This window comes from Mycobacterium sp. ITM-2016-00318 (assembly GCF_002968285.2).
GTDB lineage: Bacteria > Actinomycetota > Actinomycetes > Mycobacteriales > Mycobacteriaceae > Mycobacterium.
On the sequence record NZ_CP134400.1, the window covers coordinates 4203704 to 4222854 of the forward strand.

Below are 19151 nucleotides of genomic sequence, written 5' to 3' on the forward strand. Positions count from 1 at the left end.
GGGCCGAGCAGACGGAAAAGTTCCTCGAAAAGGCCCTTTCCGGGTACTTATGCGTCTGCTCGCGCGCTAGGCCAACAACGGAACGGACGGATCACGGATGTCGGTGAGGATCTCGAACATCGCGCGCCTCGTGGCGGTCAGTTCGGTTGCCGCAATTCCGCTGCCGGACAGATGGATACGGCACGTCGCGAGTGCGGAGTTGTAGCAGTACTTCGACTCGGCGTCGGTGTCGGTGTACGTCAGCCCGATGACATCACCCGGCTGCGCGGTGATCTCACCGTCGACGGTGACACCGTCGACGCGGGCGCCGAACGACCAGCGCCACGGTCGGTACCGGCCGCGGGTGTGGCGGGTCGCGAGCACCGAACGCACGGCAAGCTCCCGCCCGTCATGGCGCAACACCAGAAGGGTGGCGGCAGGCAGCGACACGGGGCCGATAGCCGCGTGTGCGGTCACGACCTCCAAGCTCGATCCTGGCGCGCCGTCGAAGCCGCAGACCTGGCCGAACGCGTAGGCGGGCGTGTGGCGTCGGCCCCAGTTGTGGTTGACGCTTCCGGTCCAGCCGGCCACCTCGAAGTGGACGTGGTCGAGATCCACGCTGCCGTCGAAGCGTGCGAGCGGGTGGCGAACCATCGTCTTGGCCGTCGGAAACTTGGCTTTGTAGCCCCGCTCGGTCAGCAGTTTGACCGGCGCCTCGGAGCCGGGAGCAATGCGCAGGTCCCATCTCGCCGATCGGTCCGCGGTCGACAGCGACCCGAGCGCCGACTGGTCGTCGATGGACGTCGCTCCGATGCGGGCGCTCCACGGGTCGTACCGATAGTCGGACTGGTCGAGGGGATGCGGCTGCTTGAGCGCATGGTTCCCCGACCCGTCGGGGTCGAAGAGCATCACCCACGAGTCGGCGACGGGCGCGCCTGCCGTGGGCAGCAACACCGTCCAACGCATCCACAGCGCACGGGCCTGCTTCGGGTCGTTCGCCCGGATGAACCGGCTCTCATAGTAGGGCGCCTGCTGCTGCATGAAACCAGCATCCAATACTTGACCGGTGAACGGGATGCAGATCGCCGCCTACGTCCTTGCGGCCGTCGCCGTCGCAGAAGCCGTCGCGCTTGTCGTGCTGTGGGTGCAGTTCACCCGCACCCGCCGTGTGGCCGAAGAGCTGCGCGGCCGGGTGGACGCCCGCAACATGCTGCTCTCCGGCGGGCGCGAGGCCGTCAAGAACCTGTGGCAGACGGCGAACATCATCCGGCAAGAGGGGTTCGGTGCAGCGGTCCGCTCCTCGATCGAGGACCTCGCCGACTGGGCCGAGGTGGAGCGGCCCGACCTGGCCCGGCTGGCGCCCGACGGAAAAGTGGCGATCCTGTTCTCCGACATCGAGGAGTCGACGGCGCTCAACGAGCGCATCGGTGACCGCGCCTGGGTCCGGCTGATCGGCCGCCACGACAAAATGATCCGGCGGTGTGTGCACAGCCATCACGGACACGTCGTGAAAAGCCAAGGTGACGGGTTCATGGTCGCCTTCGCCGATTCGACGCAGGCGGTGCGGTGCAGCATCGACGTTCAGCGCGCACTCCGCAAGCGCCCCAACGGGATACGGGTACGCATCGGTATCCATGCGGGCAAATCGGTGCGCCGCGGCGACGACCTGTTCGGCAGGAACGTGGCGATGGCGGCGAGGGTGGCCGCCTCGGCCGACGGCGGTCAGACCTTGGTCAGCGAGTCGGTGCGGGAATCAGTCGACGGCCAGGACGGCATCGGCTTCGACGACGGCCGGGAGGTCGAACTGAAGGGCTTCGCAGGCAAGCACCGCCTGTACGCGGTCGCTTAGCTCTTCTCCGTGCTCTTCTCCGTCTCGGCCAGTCGCTGGTGCAGGCGCGCCCGGATGTCATCGGGCGTATAGGAGTTCCTGCGTCGCTGATCACGCGCCACCAATGCCCCACCAGCGACGACGCCGGCGACACCGGCCAGGCCAACCCACTTCCAGATGCTCCGCATGCCCGTCAGTGTGCCTAAGCTGCCCACGTGGATGCGAACACGGTCACCCTCGAGCGCGCCCTCAACGAGACCCGCACGGGCGACATCTGGCTGTTCCGCGGCGACTCGAAGCCTGACCGCGCGATTCAGACCATGACGAACGCGCCGGTGAACCACGTCGGCATGACCGTCGCAGTGGACGACCTGCCGCCCCTGATGTGGCATGCCGAACTCGGCGACAAGCTGCAGGACATGTGGACGGGCACCAACCATCGCGGGGTCCAGCTGAACGACGCCAGAGCTGCCGTCGAGCGCTGGATCAACAACTACGGGCAGCGGTGCTGGCTGCGTCAGCTGACCCCGTACGCCACCCGCGAGCAGGAAGACCAGGTGCTGCGCGTCATCGCGCGAATGGACGGCACACCGTTCCCCAGCACTGCGCGTCTGACCGGTCGGTGGTTCCGCGGGCGGGTGCCGACAGCCAGCGATTGGACAAGGGGAATCCCATTTGTGGACAAGCGAGTTCGCGAGTCCGCTCGACGCAGACGAGCCGACGAGCGGGTGGCGCTAGAGACCGCATACTGCGCCGAGACCGTCGCCATCACCTACGAGGAATTGGGTCTGCTGACCACCGAGAAACACACCAGCTGGTTCGACCCCGGCAAGTTCTGGAGCGGCGATTCGCTGCCGCTGAACGAGGGATACCGGTTGGGCGACGAGATCGCCGTCGTCCTCGGTTAGACCATGCCAGGAGCCTATGCGATAGCTTCGTGAGATGCGCCTGACGAACGCCTTCTTCGCCAACAACGCCGAAGTGGTCGACGACATGCTCAATGTGACCGGCGGGTGCTGGACATCGACGACGGTGGCGGACGGAGCGACGGCGTTCGCGACTCGCTGCGTCATATTCTGCGAGGTCAGCAGGCAGGACCGCGGTAAGCAGTTCGGATTGCACATCGACGCGGCCGGACCGTCGGGCCAGCAGTGGACGCCTGCGCGGTCGTCCTACTTCACCGTGCCGAGCCGGATCGCGTTCATGGTGACACCGCCGATCGCACTACCCATCGAACCGAGCGGCGGGTTGCACTCCTACACGGTTCGCCTCGAGGACCACGACGAGCGGATCACCCTGCCCCTACACGTTCAGGTAGTGGCGGGCAGCGCCTTTCCCAGTCGCTGAATTGTCGCAAACCTCGCTTCGGCCGCCGCAACTACAACCTGAAGGCCAACCCGCAGTGCGAGTTCGGCGACGACCCGTTCATCGCGACCGAGGTCACCGATGCCGACGAGCACGCCAGCCTCTACGGCTTGGCGGAGAAGGTGTACGCCGGGTGGAGCGATTACCTCGACAAGACAGCCGCATCCGGCCGACGGATACCCGTCTTCCGCCTCGTCGCCCGTTAGCGCCGGTTACAGCCGCGCGAAGCAGGGATCGGTGTCTTCCTTCGGAATCGACGCGTCCTGACTGGAGAACTTGCCGACGACTCCGGTATCGGTCACCTCGACGCTGTCGGCGTGGATTCCGAGTGGATAGTTGTCGTTGAGTTTCTTGGTCAGGTCATTGAGAGCCGACTGCACACCGTCTTTCGGCAGCGGACCGGTGACGTCGAGGACCTCGAGGTTGAGATCGCCATCGGTGACGACGGGTTTCGCGGTGACGCTGTTATCGCCGGCATCCACCACGATCGTGCCCGCGGCGGGATCTGTGCGAACACCGGTGATCAGGCTTCCGACGGCAGGCAGGTTGGCTGCCAGCGTCTCCTTGATGCCCGCGGACTTCCAGTCAAGTGTCGCGGTCAGCGATCCGATGGTGCCCTTGGAGTCGCCGGTTTCGCGCAGCCGCACGTCGGAGACGGTCACGTCGGCCGTCATCCCGTCGGCTTCCTGCACATTTCGCCCCGCGGTGGTGACGGAGATGTTGGTGTAGTGGCCGGTGATGTGCTGCCACAGGAACGGCGGATTGACGCCGTACGAGATCGTTACGCCATCTTGCACAACGCATTCCGCCACGTCTACGAGCACGGCGTCTGCGCGGTGGCGCGCGTAGAGCTCGGCACCGGCCAGACCGCCGGCGATGAGGGCGACGACGATGACGGCGATCAGGATGATCGACTGCTTGTTGAGGAATCCGCTGCCGCGGCGCTTCTTGGCGACCGGGACTTTCGCGTCGGTGCGCGGTGACGGCATCGGTGGAGGCGGCGGCGGTGGTGGCGCCGCACCAGGGGGTGGCGCCGCGCCTGGGCGTGGTGCGGGCGGGATCCCACCGGGCGGCGGGGGCGGTGGCGGCGGCGCGCCGCGGGGCGGTGGTGGCGGCCGTAGCTTTTCTGTCGGCGCCGCGTCGGGCGGCTGCCTGCGGGCCCGGATCTGTTCGGTCGGGGGTTCCGGCGGTCGCGGCGGGCGCTGAATCCGACGCGTTGCCGGGTCCTGACGGGGGTCTCCCCTGCCCTGCCGACCGGGCTGCCCTGGCGGTTGCGGCGGCGGCATGGTCACCCGCGCGATTCTGCCTCATCGGGCTGATTAGCTCCCGGTAATCGAATTCGCCGCCCACTTGTACTGCATTACTGGCGCTGCTGACCGAAGATGACCGGCGATCCGGTGGTCGACCTGAGACTGGCCGAGCAACCTGAGGCCGATGCCGCGCCATCTCCACGACCCTGCCGACGTGGATGCTCCGCACAGCCTGTACGTCGCAAGGACGAGATAAATGTGAAACGCATCGATCGGGAATGGGGACTGAGAGCCGACACGCCGCTGAGCAGCCAATGAGAGCTGTGGCCCGGCGCTAACCTCATTCGGTGCCGACCCGAAGGCCCACTCGCGCAACCAGGTACGCTCGTCGTCGCAGGCAGCGCATCGCCGCGAAGATCCACGATCTCACCGATTCGCAGTGGGACGCATTGAAAGTGGCGTGGGGCGGCTGTGCATACTGCGGAGCGGCCGGCACCCCGTTGCAGAAGGATTGCGTGTTGGCCATCTCCCGCGGCGGCCGTTACGAACTGGCGAATGTGGTGCCGTGCTGCCGATCGTGCAATACAAGCAAGTGCAACAGCGAAGTGACGAACTGGATGCGACGCAAGAAGCTCGACGAGGGACGTTTTCTAGTGCGGCAGGCCGAAATAAACAGGACGTTGGCGGCCGAAGCCGGCTGAGTGCTCGCAGTGTCAGGCGGGGCAGGGGCATGCGTCCACAACGCGTCACCGATTGATGACACGTCACGGACGGCACTCAGGTGTGTCCCGCATGTGACCTCGCCGCGACCATGACCGGACATGCTGACCGGTATGCCGACGCTCGAATTGATCTGTCTGCTCGTCGTATCGATGTCAGTGGCCTATTACCTGGGCCGCCGCAGCGCCAGATCCGCTCCGGGGTGGTACGGGCGTCGTCGGTCGCGGCTCACCAGGCAGGCGATCGGCTTGATGGCGCTTGGAGCGGAAACCAAGGTCAGACGGTCGCTGCGGCGGCGGTTCGCGGTCACACCGTCCCGCGCGCAGCCCATGCGGTTGCGGTCACGGTGAAGGGGCCGGCGCCCAATCGTTCGCGAGCCACTGATTCGACGCGAGCCCGACCGTTGGCATCGAGGCGCTTGACGTAGTCGCCGGCAGGTCCGACACCGTATGTGTACGGCTCCCACCACTCCTCGAACGTCGGATGAACGACATCCACCGCAATCGCGTTCTCGTGCACATCGGACAGGCCGGCTTCGCGAAACAGTTCGGTCAAGTGCCCCTTGTGCGCACCGGAAAGCAGCGCTTCGTCTTCTGCATCCGGGTCGATCGCGTGTACCGCATCCCAGAAGGGCGCCAGCGCGCCGGTCGGCCCGTCCCATACACATGCCGCAACGACACCGGCACTCCGGGTCACACGCGCCATCTGTCTGAGCCCGGCGACGGGATCCGCCATGAAGTGCACGACCAATTGCGCCAGCGCAGCATCGAAAGAGTTTGCCCCGTAGGGCAATTCCTCTACGGTGCCCTGCAGTGCCTCGATGGCCGGGAAGCGTTCATGGATCGCCTCCACGAACGGCGGCGAAGGATCGATCGCCGCGACGCGGGATCCGATCGAGAGCAAGTGCGCCGTCAGCGCCCCAGGCCCACAGCCCACGTCGAGCACGGTGTCGCCCGCGCCGATTCCGGCGAAAGTCGCGAAGACCTCCGCAAGAGGCTCGGCGTACCGGCCCATGAAGCGGGAGTAGGCCTCCGGCGAGACGGCGAAGCTCACCAGAAAAGGCTACGCCGCGTTCCCCGCTCGATCTGCAGTTCTGCGGTCGATGCGGGACTCGGGTCGCCGGCATGGCGGGCCTATGGGGATAGTTGTTCGCGAACAGCTTCCCGATCGATCAGCGACCAGACCTCGATGATCCGACGGTCCTCAAATCTATAGAAAACGTGTCCCATGAACGAGATTGGTTCACCTGTCGGCTCAAAGCCCAGAAAGGTGTGCTGCGGCGTGCACTCGAAGGCGAGCCTGCAGGCATCCGTTTGGCGTAGTCGCGGTAGAGCCCGAGCAAATCGCCGTCGTCCATCAGTCGAGACAGAACTCGTTGCCCTCGACGTCCTGCATCACGATGCAGGACTCCTCGCCGTCGGCAGCAGGCAGCAGTCGCACGCGGGTCGCACCGAGTTCGAGAAGGCGTGCGCATTCATCTTCGAGTGCGGTGAGACGATCGGCGCCCGTCAGCCCGGTGCCGACCCTGACGTCGAGATGCACCCGGTTCTTGACGGTTTTTCCTTCAGGGACTCGCTGGAAGTACAGCCGCGGCCCGAGACCTGCAGGGTCGACGCAGGCGTACGCGGAGCCCTGTTTTTCGGCGGGCAGCGCTTGGTCGAAGTCGTTCCAGTCCGCGAACCCTTCGGGCGGAGGGGGGACGACGTAGCCCAGCACGTCGCACCAGAAGCGAGCCACGCGTTCGGGTACTGCGCAATCGAACGTCACCTGGAACTGCCGCGCCGCCACCACTTCTCCACCATAGCGGCGCAGGTTGGCTGGACGCCGACATCGAGTCTGTGGTGAGGGCATGATGTCGCGAGAATTCGCGCCCTCACCGCAGAATCAACGGATCCGATGCGCCGCTGCACGGCCCGCGCCCGAGCGGCCCTAGACGATGAAGCGGAATTCGGCGACGTCGCCGTCGGCCATCACGTAGTCAGACGAACGAATCAGGAACTGTGGATGGCAATCGCCGAGATGCGGCGGCCGAGTGGCCCGTCGGTGATGATGTAGGTGATTGTCGGCCGGCCGATCTCACTGCCATCAGTCCGCCGACGCGAGAAAGTCCCCTCATAGACAGCGAACGTGGGATTCAGGACTCGTACGTCGGAATCGAGAATCTCGCTGCGGTCATATGCCGCCGCACGCAAGCCATCGATCTGTTGCTGTATCGCTGTGACAACCTGATCTTGGGTGATCAGCCCGGAGTATCCCGCGTCAGTACTAAGCATTAGCGGAACCCCGTAGAATTCGACGAGCGATTCCGTTTCTCTTTCGCTCCGGCCGCACGCCGCGAACGAGTCAAGGTACTCCTCGAACCACTGGCTCAGGCTCCGAGGCTGCATGGCGTTAAGTATGCAACCTGGTGGGGTCGACTGTGCATCCACAGTTCGCGGCCTAGCGAGCTGCTTGCTGACGTGGAAGACGTCGCTCTAAACCGGCGCTCGTCTCCCGACGCAAGATACGTGCAGTAGCCGTTGGTCAATTCCTTGGCAACTTGGAAGTCCACCGTCGGCAAGTCGCTACTTCTTCGGCTGCCCTAGACGTTGACCCGGAACTCGACACCAAGGCGGTCCGCCTCGACTGACTATTTGGAATACCCCCCTGGGGTATACCGTTGTCACCCGTGCCTGCCGCTGCGGCGTCATGCCTGGCGGGCACGACCACGTGGGGCCCAGCGCCCGGCTCCATGCCGTACGCGGAGAAGGAGAAGAAGATGAATGCGTCGACGAAGGCCCGAGCCGGGCTCGTGGCCCTGCTGGCGATCGCGACCGCGCAGTTGATGCTCGTGCTCGACGACTCGATCGTCAACATCGCCCTGCCGAGCATCCAGGCTGATCTGAATGTGGAGCCGGTGCACCTGCCGTGGGTTGTCAATGCCTACATCCTCGCTTTCGGCGCGCTGCTGCTGCTCGGCGGACGGACCGGTGACCTGTGGGGTCGCAAGCGCACACTGCAGGTCGGCATCGCCGTCTTCATCCTCGCCTCGCTCGTCGGCGGGCTCGGGCAGAGCACCGCGATGCTAATCGTCGCCCGCGCCATGCAAGGAGTCGGGGCGGCAATGGCCGCACCGAACGCGCTGGCGCTCATCGCGACGACGTTCGACAGCCGGAAGATGCGCGACGCCGCCCTGTCGCTCTACGGCGCGATGTCCGGCATTGGCATCGTCATCGGACTGGTGCTTGGCGGCGTGCTCACCGACCTGCTCGACTGGCGATGGGTCTTCTTCATCAACGTCCCCATCGGCCTGCTCGTGCTGGCGGGCAGCCGCACACTGGTCGCCGCCGAGCGCCACACCGGCCGACTGGGGACCTTCGGTGCTGTTCTCGGCACCGGCGGCATGGTCGCGCTCGTCTACGCGATCACCCGATTCGGCGAGCAGGGCTTCGCCGACCCCATCGCCTACACCCTGATCGCCGCGGCCGCCGCACTGCTCGTCGTGTTCGTCCTCACCCAGCGCACAAGCCGGAGCGCCTTGGTGCCGCTGAGCCTGTTCGCCGACCGCAACCGGGCGGGCGCGTATCTGACCATGCTGGGGCTCGCGATCGGGCCGATGGGCACCTTCTACGTCATCACTCTCTACCTCCAGCAGGTTAGGGAGTACAGCCCGCTGGCCACCGGCCTGTCCTGGCTGCCCTTCGCCGCGGGCATCATCCTGGGTGCTGGCATCGCGCCGAAGCTGCTGCTGACAGTCGCGCCCCGCTGGATCGCCGCCCTCGGCGCGATCCTCGGCGCGGCCGGCGCGTTCTGGTTCTCCAGGATCACCGTCGACACGGGCTACTGGACCGGCCTCGCCCCTGCGATGCTCGTCATCGCCCTCGGCTTCGGGCTCGGCGTCATCGCGCTCACCCAGGCCGCGGTCTACCGGGTCGACCCGGACAAGGCAGGCATCGCCTCGGCGCTGCTCAACTCCGCCCAGCAGATCGGCGTCGCGCTCGGTCTGGCAGTGCTCGCCGGGGTTGCGGCCGCTGTAACGGCAGGAAGCGCGAGCCCGGCACCGCAGGCGCTCGTGGACGGCTACAGCACCGCGCTGGTGGTAGGCACCGGGATCCTGCTCGCGGCGGCGGTCCTGGCGCTGCTCACCCTCAGCGGGCGCGTGAACGCCGAAGAGCTGGCCGCAAACGCGCCGGGACTCAACGAAAGCAGGGACGTCCAGTCCTGATCAGCAACGGGGAGACGCACATCGACCACCCATGCTGGAACGAGGACCGCGGCCCGCCCCGGCCTGCCCACCGCCTTCCGTAGACCGGGGCACGACCAGAAAGCGCTGCCTCATCCTGCGCCGCCTGAGCAGCAACAACGGACGACCAAAGGATCAGCAATGCACCTGCGCAACGACGAAGCAAAGTTCATGGCCGACATCAAGGACGCCGCACCCGAGATGGTCTCGGCGTTCTTCGGATTCGACAAGGCCGTGTTCAACAAGAACACCGGCAACCTCGATCTGGCCACCAGGGAGCTGATCGCAGTCGGCGTCGCAGTGACCACGCAGTGCCCGTTCTGCATCGAGGACCACGCCAAGCGCGCCGTCAAAGCCGGCGCTTCCAAGGCCGATGTCGCCGAAGCAGTCATGGTTGCCGCCGCCCTGCGCGCCGGTGGCGGCGTCACCCACGGTTGGAAGGCCATGAAGAGCATCGCCGAAGACCAGTAGTCCGCCTCTGCTCGTAAAAGGGGGAAGTGAGGCTCGGAACATCAGGACAGCGATTCGACCGGGACGTCTCGGTCGAAGGTCACTCACTCGATTCCGAATTCACCCCGCGACATGACCGTCAGTACTTGTTAGCCGACTTGCCGCCAGACGTTGTTCCAGAACGGAACTCGACAATGTCGCCCTTCGTTCGGACTAACTTCTGCACTTCCAATAGATGGGCGTAGGGATCCGCCTCGGCACCGACGGATTCCGGCATCGGATAGTAGGTCTTGATGAGCAGATTTCCATCGTCGTCCCATGCGAACGTTTCAATGCTGTAGGCCATCTGCACCTTCGGCTCAGCGCCGAAGTGGTTCTCGCACACCCAGGCCATCTCGTTGCCGTTGACCTGAACCGTCATCATCTTGATCTTGAGAATCGACTGAATCATGTCGTAGGCATCCGACGTCGCAGCTTCGAAGCCGCGCTTCTCCTCCGTGCCGACAGGGTCGAACATTCGGACCTCCCCGGGGCAGATAGTGCGCCACGACGCCACCCATTCGTCCTTCTTCCCTGCGTTCCACAACTCCGCGTGCTTGGCCGCGTGCGCTAAGCGAGCCTGACGGCTTGGAACCTTGCTCATGTCGACCGGTGTCCGTTCCTTCGGCTGGTGATCACCGTGGACACGATAGCTGGACAGGTGTCCAGCCAGAAGGACTGCTTTGTCCTACACGTTGAATCGGAACTCGACGACGTCGCCGTCGGCCATCACGTAGTCCTTGCCTTCCATCCGCACCTTGCCCGCGGACTTCGCCGCCGCCATCGAACCGGCCGACATCAGGTCGTCGTAGGAGACGACCTCAGCCTTGATGAAGCCCTTCTCGAAGTCGGTGTGAATGACCCCGGCCGCCTTCGGCGCGGTGTCGCCTTGATGAATCGTCCACGCCCGCGACTCTTTCGGGCCAGCGGTGAGGAACGTCTGCAGCCGCAGCGTGTGGAAGCCGGCCCGCGCCAGCGCGTCGAGCCCGCGCTCGGTCTGGCCGATCGACTCGAGAAGCTCGGCGGCCGACTCGTCGTCGAGCTCCTGTAATTCGGCTTCGATCTTCGCGTCGAGGAACACCGCGTCGGCCGGGGCGACCATATCCCGCAGCGCGGCCACCCGCGCCTCGTCGGTGAGCACCTCCTCGTCGGCGTTGAAGACATAGAGGAACGGTTTGGTCGTCAACAGGTTCAGCTCGCGCAGCAATGTTAGGTCGACGGATTGCCCGGCCGCGAAGAGCGTCTTGTCGTCGTTGAGGATTTCCTGCGCGGCCACCGCCGCCTCGTGCGCGGGCCTGCGGTCCTTGTGCGTGCGCGCTTCCTTCTCCAGCCGCGGTATTGCCCGCTCCAGAGTTTGCAGGTCGGCGAGGATGAGCTCCGTTTCGATCACCTCGATGTCGGACCTGGGGTCGATGCGGCCGTCGACGTGAGCCACGTCGTCATCGGTGAAGACCCGCACTACTTGGCAGATCGCATCGCTCTCGCGGATGTTGGCAAGGAACTTGTTGCCCAGACCTGCGCCTTCGGACGCGCCTTTGACAATCCCGGCGATGTCGACGAACGTGACCGGCGCATGCACAATCTTTTCCGATTCAAACATTTTCGCGAGCTCGTCCAGTCGCGGATCCGGCAGCGCCACTACCCCCTCGTTCGGCTCGATCGTCGCGAAGGGGTAATTGGCGGCCAACACGTTGTTGCGCGTCAGCGCGTTGAAGAGCGTTGACTTCCCGACATTCGGCAGGCCCACGATTCCCAGATTCAAGCTCACAGGGAGCCAAGTCTAGGAGACAACCGCAGGCGCGCCCGCGTGCGCTGGCAGCCACATCCAGCGAGAGCCGGTACGGTCGACGTGTGTCGGGACAGCGTGCCAGGTCTGCGGTAGCGGCCGAGCATCGATCCGTGATCCCCACCATCGCTGGTGTTCCGTCATGGGGTGCGGTGCTCATTGCGGTCACATTGACCACGATCGGCTTCGCCTTGGACGCCGGCTCCGGCGCCAGAGAACTGACCTTCGCCTTTGCTGCCGCCTACGCGATCGGGTGCATCGCCGCCGCGCTGGCCGTGCGTCAGTCGGGCGTCTTCACCGCGGTCATCCAGCCTCCGCTGATCCTGTTCGTCGCGGTTCCCGGTGCGTACTTCCTCTTCCACGGCGCCGCGATGGACGGCCTGAAGGACCTCTTGATCAACTGCGGTTATCCGCTGATCGAGCGCTTCCCGTTGATGTTCTTCACCTCGGCGATCGTGCTGCTGGTCGGGCTGGTCCGGTGGAACCTGGGGATGTCGCATCGCCGCACGGCGCCCCGCGAGGCAGCAGAGCCGTCCGAGGGCCGGTTCTCGGCGCTGACCGCCAAGATCTCCGGGCTGCTGGCGCGCGACGACGAGGACGCGATCGACGAGGCGCCGGCGCCGCGACGCAGCAGGCAGCATTCGATAGACCGCAGCGCGCGGGCGGACAGGCCGGCGTCGGGAACCTCGAGGACGCGCAACGGACGCCCGACCAAGCGCACGTCACCGTCGCGCTCACGGCACACCCGCCCGCCGGAGACCGAGATCATCGAGCCCGTGACCGAGCGTCCGCGTCGGCCACGCCCCGCCCGCAGCACCGACTCGACGCTCCCCCCGCCCGAACCGCGCCGCAGGCAGCGTTCGTCGTCGACTCGATCGTCGTCGACCCGGTCGTCATCCACGCGCGAACCCCGCAAGCAGCCGCCGCCCAGCGAGCGCCGGTCCCCCTATCAACGGCCCGATCGGCACAGCAAGTTCGACGGCTTCGAGCCCTTCGAGCCGCACGGCACGAACGGGTCCAACGGCAACGGCGGCAACGGTTCTCATCACCCGATCTCGCGGGTGCGCTACCGCGGCGCCGACGAAGGCGATCAGCGTCAGCAGTACCGGGACCGGCCGCGCGCAGCCAAGCATCGGGCCGAGGCCTGGGAGTACGACGTCTAGAACGGCCTAGCCGCGAGCCGGGCGGATCTCGCGGGGCAGCGCGAAGACCAACGTCTCGTTGGCGGTCGTCACCGGCTGCACCGTGCCGAAGCCGAGCTCGGCAAGGCGCTCCAGCACGCCGCGGACCAGGATCTCGGGAACCGAAGCGCCGGAGGTGACGCCGACGGTGCTGACGCCGTCGAGCCAGGCCGGCTCTATGTCGTCGGCGTAGTCGACGAGGTAGGCGGCGTCGGATCCGGCGCCCAGCGCCACCTCGACCAGCCGCACCGAGTTCGAAGAATTGCGCGAGCCGACGACGATCACCAGCTGGCACTCCGGCGCCATCGCCTTGACCGCGACTTGGCGGTTCTGGGTGGCGTAGCAGATGTCGTCGCTTGGCGGGTCCTGCAGTGTGGGGAACTTCTCCCGCAACCGGCGCACCGTCTCCATCGTCTCGTCGACCGACAGCGTGGTCTGCGACAGCCAGATCACCTTGTTCGGGTCGCGGACAGTCACGCCGTCGACCGCGTCGGGGTTGTCGACGACCTGCACGTGGTCGGGCGCCTCCCCGGCGGTCCCGACGACCTCTTCGTGGCCTTCGTGGCCGATCAGCAGGATGTCGTAGTCGTCGCGGGCGAACCGCTTCGCCTCGTTGTGCACCTTCGTGACCAGCGGGCAGGTCGCGTCGATGACCTTCAGGTCGCGTTCCTTGGCGTTGACGTGCACCGTCGGTGCAACGCCGTGCGCCGAGAACACCACGATCGAGCCTTCGGGGACCTCGTCGGTCTCGTCGACGAAGATCGCACCGGACTTGGCCAGTGTCTCCACCACGTGGACGTTGTGGACGATCTCGTGACGGACGTACACCGGCGCGCCGTGCTTTTCCAGCGCCCGCTCGACCGTCTCGACGGCGCGGTCAACGCCCGCGCAGTAGCCGCGGGGCTCGGCAAGCAGTACGCGCTTGCCCGCCACACCGCTGGACGCCGAGCTGGAGGCACCCGGAATCCCCATGTTGATAGTCGAGGGCATGGTTCCCAGGGTACTGACCCGCGCCGCCTGAGGGCCAGCCGTAGGCTGTGGCCCATGGCTACCGCACCGTACGGGGTCCGTCTGCTGGTAGGAGCTGCGGTCACCGCTATAGAGGAAACACGCAAGCTTCCGCAGACCATCCTGATGTACCCGATGACCGTCGCAAGCCAGATCGCGCATCTCGTGATGAAGATGCAGCAGGACGTGGCCGACCTGGTGAACCGGGGCGACGAGACACTGGAAGGGCTGTTCCCGCCCAAGGACGAGCAGCCCGAGTGGGCGACGTTCGACGAGGATCTGACCGACGAGGCGCCCGCGCCGTCGGCTCCGGACGGTGAACGGCTGACCGAGGGCAGGTTCGCCCTCTTCACCGGCGGCGAGCCCGAGACGCTGACGGACGATGAGGCAGGGTCTGCCACAGACGACCAGCCCGACATCGTCAAGAAACTGGACTACGAGACGTTGACATTGGCCCAGTTGCGGGCGCGACTGTCCACATTGCGGGTCGCCGATCTCGAGGACCTGCTGGCCTACGAGGAGTCGACGAAGTCCCGTGCGCCGTTCCAGACCCTGCTGGCCAACAGGATCACCCGCGCGTCCGCCAAGTGAGCACCCGAGCGGGCTCGGACAATGACTGACGACGAGCGAGGCCAATCCGCGGAGAACCCGTTTCCCGTCCGCACCGTCGCGATCATGGTCAAGGATTGGATCGAGAAGCTCGGCACGGTCTGGATCGAGGGTGAAGTAGCCCAGCTGTCGATGCGGCCCAACACGAGTACCGCGTTCATCACCCTGCGGGACCCCGCCGCCGACATGTCGCTGTCGGTGACGTGCCCGCGTGACCTGGTGATGAACGCGCCGGTCAAGCTGACTGAGGGTACCCGCGTGATCATGCTCGGCCGGCCGAACTTCTTCGTCGGCCGCGGCACATTCTCCTTGCGCGTCAACCAGATTCGCGCGGTCGGCGTCGGCGAGCTGCTCGCCCGGATCGACCGGCTACGCAAATTGCTGGCCGCCGAGGGCCTCTTCGACCCCCGGCTGAAGCGGCCGATTCCGTTCCTGCCCGACACCATTGGGCTGATCACCGGGCGGGCAAGCGCTGCCGAACATGATGTGGTTTCGGTCGCCGAAGATCGCTGGCCTGCAGCGAGTTTCGCGATTCGCAACACCGCCGTGCAGGGCACGAATACCGTGCCGCAGGTCGTCGCGGCGCTGCGCGAACTCGACGCCGACCCCGCCGTCGACGTCATTGTCATCGCGCGCGGCGGCGGCAGCGTCGAAGACCTGCTGCCGTTCTCCGACGAGACGCTGTGCCGCGCAATCTCGGCATGCACGACGCCGGTCGTCAGCGCGATCGGCCACGAGCCAGACAACCCGCTGTGCGATCTGGTCGCCGATCTGCGGGCCGCCACCCCGACCGATGCCGCCAAGCGCATCGTCCCCGACACGGCCGCCGAAACGGCGCGGCTGGCCGATCTGCGCCAGCGCAGTGCGCGGGCGCTGCGCAACTGGGTTCGCCGCGAGGAGCACGGCATCAGTCAGCTGCGCAGCCGACCGGTGCTGGCACAGCCGGTCGCCGCCCTCACCTCGCGGGCTGAGGAAGTCGACCGCTGCCGGACCGCCGCCCGACGTGACGTCACGCGCTTGGTGGCCACCGAAACGGAACGGGTTGGCCATCTGTCGGCGCGACTGACGACGCTGGGACCCGCCGCGACGCTGGCCCGCGGCTACGCGGTGGTGCAGGCGGTGACGGCCTCGGGAGAGGCGACGGTGCTCCAGACGGCGGCCGATGCGCCTGCGGGCACGCGGCTGCGGGTACGGGTATCCGACGGAGCGGTAATGGCGGTCAGCGAGGGAAGTCAATGAAGCCTATTAGTGAATTGGGCTACGAAGAGGCCCGCGACGAATTGATCGAGGTCGTACGCCAGCTGGAGCAGGGCGGGCTCGACCTGGATGCCTCGCTCACGCTCTGGGAAAGAGGCGAAGAGCTGGCAAAACACTGTGATCAGCACTTGGCGGGAGCCCGCAAGCGCATCGAGGATGCGCTGGCCGCGCGCGGCGACGGCGACACCGCCGAAGCTTGAATATTCAAATAAACTTCGCCTGCGGGCTCGAAACTGCAACACGTTTCATTTATGCTCTGCGGCATGGGTGATGCAACGCTGCAGACTGACCTTGGCCGTGTGCTCGTCACCGGAGGCTCCGGTTTCGTCGGAGCCAACCTGGTGGCCGCGCTGCTCGAGCGGGGCCACGAGGTGAGCTCGTTCGACCGCGCGCCGTCTCCGCTGCCCGAGAAGCCGCGGCTGCAGGTCATCCAGGGTGACATCTGCGACAAGGACACCGTTGCGGCCGCCGTCGACGGGGTCGACACCGTCTTCCACACCGCAGCGATCATCGACCTGATGGGCGGATCCTCGGTGACCGACGAATACCGGCAGCGCAGCTTCGCCGTCAACGTCGGCGGCACGGAGAATCTGGTGATGGCCGCGCAGGAAGCCGGCGTCAAGCGGTTCGTCTACACCGCGTCCAACAGCGTGGTGATGGGCGGGCAAAGAATCTCAGGCGGCGACGAAACGCTGCCCTACACCGAGCGATTCAACGACCTCTACACCGAGACGAAGGTCGCCGCCGAGCGATTCGTGCTGTCACAGAACGGTATCCGCGGCATGTTGACCTGCTCCATCCGCCCCAGCGGCATCTGGGGCCGCGGCGACCAGACGATGTTTCGCAGGCTGTTCGAGAGCGTGCTCGCCGGACACGTCAAGGTCCTGGTCGGCAGCAAGAATGCCAAACTCGACAACTCCTACGTGCACAACCTGATTCACGGGTTCATCCTGGCCGCTCAGCACCTGGTGCCCGGAGGTACCGCGCCTGGACAGGCGTATTTCATCAACGACGGCGAGCCGATCAACATGTTCGAGTTCTCCCGCCCGGTCGTCGAGGCGTGCGGACAACGCTGGCCCAGGTTCCGCATCTCGGGTGCATTCGTGCGCTTCATCATGACCATCTGGCAGTGGCTGCACTTCCGTATCGGACTGCCGAAGCCGCCGTTCGAGCCGCTCGCCGTCGAACGCCTCTACCTCGACAACTACTTCTCTATCGCCAAGGCCCAACGCGATCTCGGCTACCGGCCGCTGTTCACCACGGACGCGGCGATGCGTGACTGCCTGCCGTATTACCTGGAGCTGTTCGAGCAGATGAAGACCCAGTCGCGCGGCGGGGGGCCGGTGAAGGCCGTCGCGCCCAGTCCAGCCGGCTAGTTGATCAGGTGAACCGGATGGCGCGTGACCGCCTCGATGCGGGCGCCCGCGCGGTGAAGTAGGTCGGTGCCCAGCGCGATCAGCGCGCGGGCAGCGGCAATCTCTTCGCCGATCATCGGCTGGCTGATGTCGGTCGGGTTGCGGAAGGCATCCCCGATGGCGGTCATCTCTCCGTCGTCACCAAGCCGGGCCCGGACGGTCGCATGCGTATGCGTCTCGTCCTCGTCGAACTTGATGTCGATATGCCAGTCGTTGTCCAGAACTCTGTCGTACATGCTCGCCGCCTCTCCCCCATAGGGTGCGCCCTTCGGCCCGGTGAACGCGCCGGATTCGCGAATTCTGAATTTTTCCTGACAGCCCCCCGATGCGGCCACGTCCAGTAACGCATCCCCATAGTGTCGAACCGCACGGTCGAGTAAACGCGTGCATGCGAAGGATCACGCTCGAGGAGTTCCCCCTCCTGCGCTCACGGCCAGCTTCAGCATCGACCCGATCATCAGAAAGCTCGACGACTTGCTAGCAAAGGATTGATCGAATGCCTGATTCCACACCGAACATCCTCGTCATCTGGGGCGACGACATCGGCATCTCGAACCTCAGCTGCTACAGCCGGGGCATGATGGGCTACTTCACGCCCAACATCGACCGGATCGCCGATGAGGGAATGCTTTTCACCGATTCCTACGGCGAGCAGAGCTGTACGGCAGGCCGCTCGTCGTTCATCACCGGCCAAAGTGTGTACCGCACCGGCATGAGCAAGGTCGGTATGCCCGGCGTCGACATCGGTCTGCAGAAGGAGGACCCGACGATCGCCGAGCTACTCAAACCGCTCGGGTACGCGACGGGACAATTCGGTAAGAACCATCTCGGAGACCTCAACAAGTATTTGCCCACCGCGCACGGGTTCGACGAGTTCTTCGGCAACCTGTATCACCTGAATGCCGAGGAGGAGCCGGAGAACGCCGACTATCCCACCGAGGAGGAAGCACCGATCCTCCGCCGGGCGTTGTTGCCGCGTGGCGTGATCCATTCCTGGGCCACCGACGAGGACAGCGGCGAGGTCGACGACCGCTACGGTCCCGTCGGTAAGCAACGCGTCGAGGACACCGGACCGCTGACCAAGAAGCGGATGGAGACCATCGACGACGAAACCACCGGCGCCTGCATCGACTTCATTCGACGTCAGCGCGAAGCGGACACGCCGTTCTTCGTGTGGATGAACATGACGCACATGCACTTCCGGACACACACCAAGCCGGAGAGCCTGGGCCAATCAGGACGATGGCAGTCCCCCTACCACGACACGATGATCGACCACGATCGCAACGTGGGCCAGCTGCTGGATCTGCTCGACGAACTCGGCATCGCCGAGGACACCATCGTCATCTACTCGACCGACAACGGCCCGCACGCCAACAGCTGGCCCGACGGTGCGACCACGCCGTTCCGCAGCGAGAAGGCCACCAACTGGGAGGGCGCGTTCCGGATACCCGAGATGATCCGGTGGCCGGGAAAGATCAAGCCTCGCTCGGTATCCAACGAGATTGTGCAGCATCATGATTGGCTACCGACGTTCCTTGCCGCCGCCGGTGAGCCGGAAATCATCGATAAGTTGAAGAAGGGGCATGAAGCCGGCGACATGACCTACAAGGTCCATATCGACGGCTTCAACCTGTTGCCGTACCTGACCGGCGAGGTCGACAAGAGCCCACGGCGCGGAATGATCTACTTCTCCGACGACTGCGACGTACTCGGCATCCGCGCCGAGAACTGGAAGGTCGTGTTTCAGGAGCAGCGCTGCCGGGGCACGCTGCAGATCTGGTTCGAGCCGTTCACTGCGCTACGGGCGCCGAAACTGTTCAACCTCCGCACCGACCCGTTCGAACGGGCCGACATCACGTCGAACACCTACTGGGACTGGGTGATCGACCGAATCTACCTTGTCCTCTATGGCTCGGCGATCGCCACGCAGTTCCTCGAGACATTTAAAGAGTTCCCGCCCCGCCAGGAGCCGGCCTCGTTCACGATCAACCACGCAGTCGAGGAGTTGAACAAGTTCCTCGCCACTAGGGGCGGGTGAC

22 protein-coding genes and 1 pseudogene are annotated in these 19151 nt (G+C 65.6%); 12 read left to right on the forward strand and 11 right to left on the reverse strand.

Annotation, left to right across the window (positions count from 1 at the left end):
* Positions 1-66: 66 nt before the first annotated feature.
* Complete coding sequence (locus tag C6A82_RS20520; protein ID WP_105344931.1) at positions 67-1020, reverse strand: hypothetical protein; 954 nt, start codon at positions 1018-1020, stop codon at positions 67-69.
* Positions 1021-1054: 34 nt separating this feature from the next.
* Here C6A82_RS20520 and C6A82_RS20525 point away from each other — a divergent pair, with 34 nt between their 5' ends.
* Positions 1055-1828 (forward strand): adenylate/guanylate cyclase domain-containing protein, encoded by a 774-nt coding sequence (locus C6A82_RS20525; protein ID WP_105344946.1) that lies wholly within the window; start codon positions 1055-1057, stop codon positions 1826-1828.
* On the opposite strand, the gene C6A82_RS20530 is transcribed toward C6A82_RS20525, so the two are convergent.
* Entirely contained in the window at positions 1825-1995 is a 171-nt protein-coding gene (locus C6A82_RS20530; protein WP_105344948.1) for a hypothetical protein, read from the reverse strand. The two genes, C6A82_RS20525 and C6A82_RS20530, sit on opposite strands and share 4 nt — an antisense overlap.
* A gap of 27 nt (positions 1996-2022) precedes the next feature.
* Here C6A82_RS20530 and C6A82_RS20535 point away from each other — a divergent pair, with 27 nt between their 5' ends.
* Both C6A82_RS20535 and C6A82_RS20540 read left to right on the forward strand, forming a co-directional pair.
* The gene (locus C6A82_RS20535) at positions 2023-2715 is read left to right on the forward strand and encodes a guanylate cyclase (RefSeq protein ID WP_105344929.1); all 693 of its coding nucleotides are present in this window, start codon (positions 2023-2025) and stop codon (positions 2713-2715) included.
* 34 nt (positions 2716-2749) lie between these two features.
* Positions 2750-3154, forward strand: coding sequence for a hypothetical protein (locus C6A82_RS20540; RefSeq protein ID WP_105344928.1), 405 nt, complete (start codon positions 2750-2752; stop codon positions 3152-3154).
* Between the two features lie 230 nt (positions 3155-3384).
* Here the strand turns inward: C6A82_RS20540 and C6A82_RS20550 are convergent, their stop codons facing one another.
* The gene (locus C6A82_RS20550) at positions 3385-4458 is read right to left on the reverse strand and encodes a DUF2993 domain-containing protein (protein WP_311101914.1); all 1074 of its coding nucleotides are present in this window, start codon (positions 4456-4458) and stop codon (positions 3385-3387) included.
* Positions 4459-4769: 311 nt separating this feature from the next.
* On the opposite strand from C6A82_RS20550, the gene C6A82_RS20555 reads away from it, so the two are divergent.
* On the forward strand, positions 4770-5123 hold the full coding sequence (locus C6A82_RS20555; protein WP_105341405.1) for an HNH endonuclease: 354 nt from the start codon (positions 4770-4772) through the stop codon (positions 5121-5123).
* A gap of 325 nt (positions 5124-5448) precedes the next feature.
* Here the strand turns inward: C6A82_RS20555 and C6A82_RS20560 are convergent, their stop codons facing one another.
* From C6A82_RS20560 to C6A82_RS20575, 4 genes and pseudogenes are all read right to left on the reverse strand, one after another.
* A complete protein-coding gene (locus tag C6A82_RS20560; protein ID WP_105341409.1) occupies positions 5449-6195 on the reverse strand; it encodes a class I SAM-dependent methyltransferase in 747 nt (248 codons plus the stop codon).
* Between the two features lie 80 nt (positions 6196-6275).
* Positions 6276-6437, reverse strand: a pseudogene (locus C6A82_RS20565) (ester cyclase); the annotation flags it as partial.
* A gap of 61 nt (positions 6438-6498) precedes the next feature.
* Complete coding sequence (locus C6A82_RS20570; protein WP_105341412.1) at positions 6499-6933, reverse strand: VOC family protein; 435 nt, start codon at positions 6931-6933, stop codon at positions 6499-6501.
* Positions 6934-7133: 200 nt separating this feature from the next.
* A complete protein-coding gene (locus C6A82_RS20575) occupies positions 7134-7529 on the reverse strand; it encodes a hypothetical protein (protein WP_311101435.1) in 396 nt (131 codons plus the stop codon).
* A 281-nt stretch (positions 7530-7810) separates the two neighbouring features.
* On the opposite strand from C6A82_RS20575, the gene C6A82_RS20580 reads away from it, so the two are divergent.
* Together C6A82_RS20580 and C6A82_RS20585 are read left to right on the forward strand one after the other, a co-directional pair.
* Entirely contained in the window at positions 7811-9346 is a 1536-nt protein-coding gene (locus C6A82_RS20580) for an MFS transporter (protein ID WP_199193576.1), read from the forward strand.
* A gap of 159 nt (positions 9347-9505) precedes the next feature.
* On the forward strand, positions 9506-9835 hold the full coding sequence (locus tag C6A82_RS20585; RefSeq protein WP_199193577.1) for a carboxymuconolactone decarboxylase family protein: 330 nt from the start codon (positions 9506-9508) through the stop codon (positions 9833-9835).
* A gap of 118 nt (positions 9836-9953) precedes the next feature.
* Here C6A82_RS20585 and C6A82_RS20590 read toward each other — a convergent pair whose 3' ends face one another.
* Positions 9954-10331: a hypothetical protein gene (locus C6A82_RS20590; protein WP_142405833.1), complete on the reverse strand. Its 378-nt coding sequence runs from the start codon at positions 10329-10331 to the stop codon at positions 9954-9956.
* A gap of 210 nt (positions 10332-10541) precedes the next feature.
* Positions 10542-11621, reverse strand: coding sequence for a redox-regulated ATPase YchF (gene ychF / locus C6A82_RS20595; protein ID WP_105341712.1), 1080 nt, complete (start codon positions 11619-11621; stop codon positions 10542-10544).
* Positions 11622-11752: 131 nt separating this feature from the next.
* On the opposite strand from ychF, the gene C6A82_RS20600 reads away from it, so the two are divergent.
* The gene (locus C6A82_RS20600) at positions 11753-12802 is read left to right on the forward strand and encodes a DUF6542 domain-containing protein (RefSeq protein WP_311101438.1); all 1050 of its coding nucleotides are present in this window, start codon (positions 11753-11755) and stop codon (positions 12800-12802) included.
* A gap of 6 nt (positions 12803-12808) precedes the next feature.
* On the opposite strand, the gene C6A82_RS20605 is transcribed toward C6A82_RS20600, so the two are convergent.
* A complete protein-coding gene (locus tag C6A82_RS20605; RefSeq protein ID WP_105341941.1) occupies positions 12809-13810 on the reverse strand; it encodes a 4-hydroxy-3-methylbut-2-enyl diphosphate reductase in 1002 nt (333 codons plus the stop codon).
* Between the two features lie 54 nt (positions 13811-13864).
* On the opposite strand from C6A82_RS20605, the gene C6A82_RS20610 reads away from it, so the two are divergent.
* From C6A82_RS20610 to C6A82_RS20625, 4 genes are read left to right on the forward strand one after another with little or no spacing between them, the layout of a single operon-like run.
* Positions 13865-14419 (forward strand): lipid droplet-associated protein, encoded by a 555-nt coding sequence (locus C6A82_RS20610; protein ID WP_105341939.1) that lies wholly within the window; start codon positions 13865-13867, stop codon positions 14417-14419.
* Between the two features lie 21 nt (positions 14420-14440).
* Positions 14441-15676, forward strand: coding sequence for an exodeoxyribonuclease VII large subunit (gene xseA / locus C6A82_RS20615; protein ID WP_105341938.1), 1236 nt, complete (start codon positions 14441-14443; stop codon positions 15674-15676).
* Entirely contained in the window at positions 15673-15894 is a 222-nt protein-coding gene (locus C6A82_RS20620; RefSeq protein ID WP_105341936.1) for an exodeoxyribonuclease VII small subunit, read from the forward strand. Before xseA ends, C6A82_RS20620 begins: the two co-directional genes overlap by 4 nt.
* A gap of 51 nt (positions 15895-15945) precedes the next feature.
* Positions 15946-17070, forward strand: a complete 1125-nt coding sequence (locus tag C6A82_RS20625; RefSeq protein ID WP_105341934.1) for an NAD-dependent epimerase/dehydratase family protein — start codon at positions 15946-15948, stop codon at positions 17068-17070.
* Here the strand turns inward: C6A82_RS20625 and C6A82_RS20630 are convergent.
* The gene (locus tag C6A82_RS20630; protein WP_311101439.1) at positions 17067-17444 is read right to left on the reverse strand and encodes a dsRBD fold-containing protein; all 378 of its coding nucleotides are present in this window, start codon (positions 17442-17444) and stop codon (positions 17067-17069) included. The genes C6A82_RS20625 and C6A82_RS20630 overlap by 4 nt on opposite strands.
* Before the next feature lie 161 nt (positions 17445-17605).
* Between C6A82_RS20630 and C6A82_RS20635 the strand changes: the two genes are divergently transcribed.
* Positions 17606-19150, forward strand: coding sequence for an arylsulfatase (locus C6A82_RS20635; RefSeq protein WP_311101440.1), 1545 nt, complete (start codon positions 17606-17608; stop codon positions 19148-19150).
* Position 19151: the final 1 nt, after the last annotated feature.